General features: G+C 68.4%; 9 protein-coding genes. 5 read left to right on the top strand and 4 right to left on the bottom strand.

Features of this window, described 5'->3' with window-relative positions; translation table 11 throughout:
* Positions 1 to 139: 139 nt before the first annotated feature.
* Entirely contained in the window at positions 140 to 1,342 is a 1,203-nt protein-coding gene (locus tag ACFWBW_RS07655) for an NADP-dependent malic enzyme (RefSeq protein WP_385369344.1), read from the bottom strand.
* Positions 1,343 to 1,867: 525 nt separating this feature from the next.
* Between ACFWBW_RS07655 and ACFWBW_RS07650 the strand changes: the two genes are divergently transcribed.
* Genes ACFWBW_RS07650 through ACFWBW_RS07640 form a run of 3 tightly spaced genes read left to right on the top strand, consistent with a single transcriptional unit; the run spans position 1,868 to position 4,575 of the window.
* On the top strand, positions 1,868 to 2,827 hold the full coding sequence (locus ACFWBW_RS07650) for an ABC transporter substrate-binding protein (protein WP_385369342.1): 960 nt from the start codon (positions 1,868 to 1,870) through the stop codon (positions 2,825 to 2,827).
* Between the two features lie 39 nt (positions 2,828 to 2,866).
* Positions 2,867 to 3,808 (top strand): ABC transporter permease subunit, encoded by a 942-nt coding sequence (locus ACFWBW_RS07645; protein ID WP_385369341.1) that lies wholly within the window; start codon positions 2,867 to 2,869, stop codon positions 3,806 to 3,808.
* Positions 3,808 to 4,575 (top strand): amino acid ABC transporter ATP-binding protein, encoded by a 768-nt coding sequence (locus ACFWBW_RS07640; protein WP_385369339.1) that lies wholly within the window; start codon positions 3,808 to 3,810, stop codon positions 4,573 to 4,575. The genes ACFWBW_RS07645 and ACFWBW_RS07640 overlap by 1 nt, the downstream gene beginning before the upstream one ends.
* Positions 4,576 to 4,656: 81 nt before the next feature.
* On the opposite strand, the gene ACFWBW_RS07635 is transcribed toward ACFWBW_RS07640, so the two are convergent.
* Complete coding sequence (locus ACFWBW_RS07635) at positions 4,657 to 5,445, bottom strand: class I SAM-dependent methyltransferase (RefSeq protein WP_385369337.1); 789 nt, start codon at positions 5,443 to 5,445, stop codon at positions 4,657 to 4,659.
* Positions 5,446 to 5,512: 67 nt separating this feature from the next.
* Between ACFWBW_RS07635 and ACFWBW_RS07630 the strand changes: the two genes are divergently transcribed.
* Entirely contained in the window at positions 5,513 to 6,142 is a 630-nt protein-coding gene (locus tag ACFWBW_RS07630) for a CGNR zinc finger domain-containing protein (RefSeq protein WP_385369336.1), read from the top strand.
* On the opposite strand, the gene sodX is transcribed toward ACFWBW_RS07630, so the two are convergent.
* Entirely contained in the window at positions 6,046 to 6,435 is a 390-nt protein-coding gene (sodX, locus tag ACFWBW_RS07625; protein WP_385369366.1) for a nickel-type superoxide dismutase maturation protease, read from the bottom strand. The genes ACFWBW_RS07630 and sodX overlap by 97 nt on opposite strands.
* A 271-nt stretch (positions 6,436 to 6,706) precedes the next feature.
* Here sodX and sodN point away from each other — a divergent pair, with 271 nt between their 5' ends.
* Positions 6,707 to 7,102, top strand: a complete 396-nt coding sequence (sodN, locus tag ACFWBW_RS07620) for a superoxide dismutase, Ni (RefSeq protein WP_030709803.1) — start codon at positions 6,707 to 6,709, stop codon at positions 7,100 to 7,102.
* A 110-nt stretch (positions 7,103 to 7,212) separates the two neighbouring features.
* Here the strand turns inward: sodN and ACFWBW_RS07615 are convergent, their stop codons facing one another.
* On the bottom strand, positions 7,213 to 7,395 hold the full coding sequence (locus ACFWBW_RS07615; protein ID WP_385369335.1) for a DUF6104 family protein: 183 nt from the start codon (positions 7,393 to 7,395) through the stop codon (positions 7,213 to 7,215).
* Between the last annotated feature and the right edge of the window lie 44 nt (positions 7,396 to 7,439).

Raw genomic sequence — 7,439 nt, 5'->3', positions numbered from 1 at the left:
CGGGAGGGGCGGAGAGGGTCGCCGAAAATGCGGGGGGGGGTGGGTGGGTTGGGGGGGAGATCAAGCCCGGGGGAGAGGGGAGTGGGGCCCGGCCAATTTTTTTGGTCGGGCCCCGCTCCCTGTGCAGCCGGCGCAGCGCTTAGGCCAGGCGGGCCACGCCGTCCGCCTTTGCCGCCGCGGCGACCGCGGCCGTGACGGCCTCGGCGACGCGGGTGTCGAACGGCGAGGGGATCACGTAGTCGGCGGCGAGCTCGTCACCCACGACGCCGGCGATGGCGTCGGCGGCGGCGATCTTCATGCCCTCGGTGATCCGGGTCGCGCGGACCTTCAGCGCGCCCGCGAAGATGCCGGGGAACGCCAGCACGTTGTTGATCTGGTTCGGGAAGTCCGAGCGGCCCGTGGCCACGACCGCCGCGTACTTGTGCGCGACGTCGGGGTGGACCTCCGGGTTCGGGTTGGCCATGGCGAAGACGAAGCAGTCCTTCGCCATCGTCGCCACCGCGGCCTCGGGGACCGTACCGCCGGAGACGCCGATGAAGACGTCCGCGCCCGTGAGGGCGCTCTCCAGGGAACCGGTCTGGCCGGTCTTGTTCGTCAGGCCCGCGATCTCCGCCTTGACGTCCGTCAGGTCGGAGCGGTCGGCGGAGACGACGCCCTTGCGGTCGGTGACGCAGACGTCGCCGATGCCCGCGTCCACGAGGATCTTGGCGATCGCGATGCCCGCGGCACCGGCGCCCGAGATCACGGCGCGCAGGTCGGCGAGGGTGCGACCGGTGAGCTTCGCGGCGTTGCGCATGGCGGCCAGCGTCACGATGGCCGTGCCGTGCTGGTCGTCGTGGAAGATCGGGATGTCCAGCGCCTCCTGGAGGCGGCGCTCGATCTCGAAGCAGCGGGGCGCCGAGATGTCCTCAAGGTTCACCCCGCCGAAGGACGGCGCGAGGCGGATCACGGTCTCGATGATCTCGTCCGTGTCCTTGGTGGCGAGCGCGATCGGAACCGCGTCGACACCACCGAACTGCTTGAAGAGAATGGCCTTGCCCTCCATCACGGGGAGGGAGGCCTCGGGCCCGATGTCACCGAGTCCCAGCACGGCCGTACCGTCGGTGACGACGGCGACCACGTTGGACTTCCAGGTGTACTCGTTCACGAGCTCGGGCTGCTCGGCAATGGCGCTGCAGACCTTCGCAACGCCGGGCGTGTACGCCAGGGACAGGTCGTCCTTGTTGTGGACCGGCACGGTGGCCACGATGGCCATCTTGCCGCCCCGGTGCAGCGCGAACACCGCATCCGGGTTGTTGTCCGTCACGCTGTCGCTGCGAGGATTGACGATCTCCGCTGCCACTGTCTTAACCCCTTATGTCTTTGAATCGTTGAGGGTGGCCACTCCTGGTTAAGGGGTGGGCGGGCACCGCGTCCGTCTTCGCGGCGACGGTTGATAGGCCCGTCTCCGCGAAGGGGAGGTTCGTACGCGCGGGCGCGCCGCACGCGCGCCCTGAGCCCCGGATGAGGGGTGTAAGGATCTGTTCTACCCGAAGAACACTCACCCAGACGAGTCGATTCCCCCTCGACCATAAGCCTCTTGTCCCGGTTTTGGTGAAAAGTCCAAACCTCAGTGTCCGATGGGCGAGACGCGCCGTAAATAGTGCGGCAAAAGGCCCAGGTCACGGCCGTTCGTGCGGCTCTGAGGGGCCTTGTCCGCAGTCCTGTTGGGTACGAAGGGGCTGCCGTTATCCGATTTTGACCTGACGGGCTGCCTGAATGACTCAGTCCGAATGGCAAGATGCCCCTAATCACACAAGGTCGCGACACTCGATGGGGCGTGCCCGACCGTTTTTCGATGCTTTCCACCTGCCGGAGGAACCAGCTCATGACCGCAAGCACCACCCGCCGTACGACCGCCGCCCGGTCCCGGATCGCCGCGGTCGGCGCGATCGCGGTCGCCGGCGCCCTGATCCTCACCGGCTGTGGAGACCAGACGGACAAGGGTTCCGCCGCGACGCCGTCGGGCAAGGCGAACGCCGCCCCGCTGTTCGCCAAGCTGCCCAAGAAGATCCAGGACGCGGGCGTCATCAAGGTCGGCACGGACGCCACGTACGCGCCGATGGAGTTCAACGAGGGCGGCAAGATCGTCGGCGTCGACCCCGGCATCGCCGAGGCCCTCGGCAAGCAGCTCGGCGTCACCTTCAAGTTCGAGTCGGGCACCTTCGACACCCTGATCGGCAGCATGCAGACGGGCCGCAGCGACGTGGTCATGTCCTCGCTCACCGACACCAAGGCCCGTCAGGAGGGCCTGGACGACAAGGGCGCCAAGACCGGTGCCGGCGTCGACTTCGTCGACTACTTCAGCGCCTCGACCGGCATCCTGGTCAAGAAGGGCAACCCGGACGGGATCAAGACCCTCGACGACCTCTGCGGCAAGAAGGTCGCCGTCCAGCGCGGCACCACGTACGAGCAGTCCGCCAAGGACCAGTCCGAGAAGTGCAAGACGGCCGGCAAGGGTGAGGTCGCCATCGAGTCCTTCCCGACCGACGCCGAGGCCCAGACCCGCGTGAAGGCCGGCGGCGCCGTGGCCGACCTCAACGACTCCCCGGTCGCCGCGTACATCGCGCAGACCGCCGGTGGCGGCAACGACTTCGAGGCCATCGCCAACCCGACCGACGCCGGTCTCTTCGGCATCGCCGTGGACAAGAAGAACACCGAGCTGCGCGACGCGCTCAAGGCCGCCCTCGACGCGATCATCAAGGACGGCTCGTACAAGGCAGCCCTGGACAAGTGGAACGCGGGCTCCGGTGCCGTGACCGAGGCCAAGATCAACGCAGGCTCCTGATCTCCGCGCACCACCGCAGCACACTGAAGGGCAGTCACTGTGACTGACAAGCTCGACAAGGTTCCGGGCCCGGCGGATACCCCGCCGGCCGGGGCTGTTCCTCCCGAGGCGATCAAGGCCATTCCGGTCCGCCATTACGGTCGCTGGGTCAGCGCCGTGGTCGTGATCGGTCTGGTCGTGATGCTCGCCGTCGCGTTCTCGCAGGGCAACGTCCGCTGGGCGACCGTCCCGGAGAAGCTGTTCGACCCGACGATCATCAAGGGTCTGTTCAACACGATCTGGATCAGCGTGGCCTCGATGGCCCTGGGCCTGGTGCTCGGTGTCCTGTTCGCGGTGATGCGGCTCTCGAAGAACCCGGTGACCAGCACCATCGCCTGGTTCTACATCTGGTTCTTCCGCGGTACCCCGGTCTATGTGCAGCTGTTGATCTGGTTCAACCTCGCCCTGATCTTCCCGGTGTTGAACCTGGGGTTCTACAAGGACGAGATGACGCAGGTCATGACCCCGTTCCTGGCCGCCCTCCTGGGGCTCGGTCTGAACGAGGGTGCGTACATGGCGGAGATTGTCCGGGCCGGTATCCAGTCGGTCGACGAGGGTCAGAGCGAGGCCTCGCACGCGCTGGGCATGACGCGGACGCAGACGATGCGCCGGATCGTGCTGCCGCAGGCCATGCGGGTGATCGTGCCGCCCTCGGGCAACGAGTTCATCAACATGCTGAAGACCTCCTCGCTGGTGGTCGCGGTGCAGTACCCGGAGCTGCTGCGGGCGGCCCAGGACATCGCTTCGACCTCGTTCGCGGTGATGGAGATGTTCTTCGTCGCCTCGATCTGGTACCTCGTGTTGACCAGTGTGTTCAGCGTCGGCCAGTACTACCTGGAGCGCCGTTACGCGCGCGGCTCGCTGCGGTCCCTGCCGGACACCCCGCTGCAGAAGATCAAGGCGAACCTCTCCCGCTTCTCGAACCGCAAGGCGGTGGCCTGATGACTTCGACTGCCATGGTGAAGGCCGAAGGCGTCCACAAGTCCTACGGGGCCGCGCACATCCTCAAGGGCGTCGACCTGGAGGTCGCGCCGCGTGAGGTGTTCTGTCTGGTCGGCCCGTCCGGGTCGGGCAAGTCGACGTTCCTGCGGTGCATCAACCACCTGGAGCAGGTCAACGCCGGACGGCTGTATGTCGATGGCCGGCTGGTGGGCTACCGGCAGAAGGGCGACAAGCTCTACGAGCTGAAGGACAGCGAGGTCGCGGCGCAGCGCCGGGACATCGGCATGGTCTTCCAGCGCTTCAACCTCTTCCCCCACATGACGGCCATAGAGAACGTCATGGAAGCCCCGGTCATGGTCAAGGGCGAAAGCAAGTCGGTCGCGCGGGCGCGCGCCGTCAAGCTCCTGGACCGCGTCGGTCTCGGCGACAAGGGCGGGAACTATCCGACCCAGCTTTCGGGTGGTCAGCAGCAGCGCGTGGCGATCGCGCGGGCGCTGGCGATGGAGCCGAAGCTGATGCTGTTCGACGAGCCGACCTCGGCGCTGGACCCGGAGCTCGTCGGTGACGTTCTGGACGTGATGCGGGATCTGGCCGAGTCGGGCATGACGATGATCGTGGTCACCCACGAGATGGGCTTCGCCCGCGAGGTCGGCGACAACCTCGTCTTCATGGACGGCGGCGTCGTGGTCGAATCCGGCCACCCGCGCGACGTCCTGGGCAACCCCCAGCACGACCGCACCAAGGCCTTCCTCTCCAAGGTCCTGTAGCCGGCGGCGTTCCACGCGTGAGGGGCGGTACGGGAATCCGTACCGCCCCTCACGCATGACCGGCCCGAGCCGGCCCGCGGCCTACTTCAGGGCCAGCACCAGCCCGTCGGAGGGCGAGCGCCAGACCGTACGGGCCTCCGCGAAGCCGGCGCCGCGCAGCGTGGCCGCGTGCCAGGACTCCGGCGGGGTGTCCCCGTCGGCGTGCTCGCCGTAGATCTCGAAGCGGGCCTTCGTCGGCTCGGCGAGCGCCGGGTCGGCGGCCGCGAGCTCCCACCACTCGCGCCAGTCCAGCGCCCCGGCCTCCTTCGCCCGGTCCATGCCGCCGTGCCGGTGGGCGCGCTCGGCGGCGTTGATCCGCGGGGTGGCGGGGTCGGGCATGTGGTCGGCGTTCATGAACACCCCGCCGGTGCGCAGCAGGGACGGGAGCTGCCCGTAGAGGACGGCGAGGTCCTCGCCGGGCAGCCAGTGCAGGGCGGTGGCCGTCAGGATCGCGTCGAAGGTGCCGTGGGGGAGGGCCGAGCGCCAGTCGGGGTCCTTGAGGTCGGCGGTCACGAAGGTGACGCGGGGGTCGCCCGCGAAGTGGCCCCGGGCGATCGTCAACAGCGCGGGGTCGAGATCGACTCCCGTACTGGTGGACTGTGGGAACCGCTTGAGGACGCGGTCCGTGATACTTCCCGTACCGCACGCGAGATCGAGCACCCGGGGGGCGGTGCCGACCAGCGCCTCCACCATGTCCAGCATCACCCGGAACCGCTCCTCGCGGTCCGGCATGTACCACTCCTGCTGCCGGTCCCAGCTGTCCTGCCAGGCCTGCCAGTCGGACGGTGCTGCCGTACCGGAGCGTGCTGTATCCGCCACGAACGCCTCCATGCGTAATACCCTCGAACATGTCTCAGCCGTTACCGGAGACACTAATCCGCAGCCGTAAGGACTACAAGTGGAACTGGCCCATTACTCGGACTATGCCGTGCGCCTGGTCAACACCGAGGAGCCGGCCCGCAACAAGGACTCGCTGACCTCCGTGGACGCCGTCCGCGCCCTCTTCGGCGCCAGCGTGCAGATGGCCCGCCGGGTCACGGACGGCGACGTCACCCGCTTCCGCAACGTCCGCGGGCGGCTGCGCACCGTCTTCGAGGCCGCCGACGGCGGAGACCACGTCCTCGCCGTCGACCTGCTGAACTCCCTGCTCATGGAGTTCCCGGTCAGCCCCCAGGTCTCGGGGCACGAGACGATCGGTGAGCACGGCGGCCCGAACTGGCACATCCACCTGGCCGACCACCCCTCCAACGCCTCCGCCGGCTACGCCGCGATCGCGTGCTTCGGGCTGGCCTTCCACCTCACCGAGCACGGCCCGGACCGGCTCGGCCTCTGCCAGGCCCCACCCTGCCGCAACGCCTACCTCGACACCTCCACCAACCGCTCCCGGCGCTACTGCTCCGACCGGTGCGCCACGCGCGCCAACGTCGCCGCCTACCGCGCCCGCAAGCGCCTGGAGGCCGAGGAGTCCGCCCGCAGCGGGCGCAGCGCCGAGGAAGCCCAGGAGAGCCACGCCCTCAGCGAGCGCTGACCCTCCGGCTCGTGCTCCGGCCGGGGGCGCGGCCGGAAGCGGACCACGGCGGTCGCCAGCACGAGCTCGTCGGGGACCACCCCGTAGTCCGTGCTGTCGCCCGTCTCGTTGAACGGGTTGTCGCCCAGCACCCACCAGCCGCCCGGGCGCCGCTCCACCGCCCGCTTGACGACCAACAGGTCCTGCTGGAACGGGTGGCGCAGCACCACCACGTGACCCGGCCGCACGGGTGCCCCGTAGCGGACCAGCACCTGGTCCCCGTTCTCCAGGGTCGGCGCCATCGAGGGGCCCATCACCTCCACGGTGCCGATCTGCTTCAAGGGCGATTCCCACTCCCGCGACCGGCCGCGCGAGCGCGTGCTCCCCGCCATCCGTGATCTCCTTGACCGTCCTCGTCCACTGTTCGTGCCACCCCGCATGCTGCCGCACTCTTCCGTACATTCGGTCACCGGCCCGGGCACACCGCTGGACTTTTGTCCCAACCCCACGGGGGCGCCCGCGAAATCGTCTTTCTCACGGAGTAATCTCCCCCTTGAGAAGACGATCACGAGGAGGACAAACTCCATGCTTTCCCGCCTCTTCGCCCCCAAGGCGAAGGTCTCCGCCCACTGCGATCTTCCGTGCGGCGTGTACGACCCTGCCCAGGCCCGCATCGAGGCCGAGTCCGTCAAGGCCGTGCAGGAGAAGTACCAGGCCAACGACGACGCCGACTTCCGCGCGCGCGCCATCACCATCAAGGAGCAGCGCGCCGAGCTCGCGAAGCACCACGTTTCCGTGCTGTGGAGCGACTACTTCAAGCCGCCGCACTTTGAGAAGTACCCGCAGCTGCACACCCTGGTCAACGACACCCTGAAGGCCCTCTCGGCCGCCAAGGCGTCGAACGACCCGGCGACCGGCGCCAAGGCGCTGGAGCTCATCGCCGAGATCGACCGCATCTTCTGGGAGACCAAGGCCGCCTGATCCGGCTCTCCAGCCTGATCGGCCTTGTCCCGCGGGACGATGACGAAGGGGCCCGACCGCACTGCGGTCGGGCCCCTTCGTCGTGCCGCGCGTCCTGCTCGTCGACTCGGCTAGTCGTCGTCTTCGTCGTCGTCCCGGCGTGCCAGCCAGGTCGCGAGACGTTCCACCGGGACCTCGAAGTCCGGGTTCAGGTCGACGAAGGCGCGCAGCTGCTCGGCGAGCCACTCGAAGGTGACCTCCTCCTCGCCGCGTCGCTTCTCCAGCTCCTCGATGCCGCGATCGGTGAAGTACAAGTCGGGCTCCGTGCGGTGGTCGGGTGTTCGGGCGTGTCCCGTCA

This window comes from Streptomyces sp. NPDC059957 (genome assembly GCF_042730015.1).
Classification (GTDB): Bacteria; Actinomycetota; Actinomycetes; order Streptomycetales; family Streptomycetaceae; genus Streptomyces.
Note: the sequence above shows the minus strand (reverse complement) of the source record. Positions and strands in the feature narration are given on the sequence as shown.